Origin of the sequence: Arthrobacter pascens (genome assembly GCF_017052465.1) — a bacterium.
Classification (GTDB): Bacteria; Actinomycetota; Actinomycetes; order Actinomycetales; family Micrococcaceae; genus Arthrobacter; species Arthrobacter pascens.
This window is the reverse complement of record NZ_JAFHKT010000028.1, coordinates 1-280: the sequence shown is the minus strand read 5'-3', so window position 1 is coordinate 280 and position 280 is coordinate 1. Positions and strand designations below refer to the sequence as shown.

General features: G+C 55.7%; 1 protein-coding gene. It reads left to right on the top strand.

Annotated elements, in window-relative coordinates; genetic code table 11:
- Positions 1-40: 40 nt before the first annotated feature.
- A partial coding sequence (locus JYA52_RS00120; RefSeq protein WP_205651148.1) for a hypothetical protein occupies positions 41-280 on the top strand: 240 nt, incomplete at its 3' end.

Here is a 280-nt window from a genome sequence, read left to right as displayed (position 1 = left end):
GCGGCGAGGAATGCAAGTGGACACACAGGAGGGTTAAAGCATGAAATCGGCAACAGCGGAGAGCATGGCAGCGATGAACGACGTGGAGATTGCTGCCTCCTTCAATCACTGGGCGACGAGCCTAGTTGATGGCGCTCAAACGAGGGACTGGTTCTCCTTAATACACTGTGCATCCGTCGTCATGAATTCACGTACGACACTCATTGGTCCTCCTTCATCGATTGAGGTATCGACGCAGAGTCACCGGGGCACATGCGCCGATGTTGCCAGCCTACGCCGG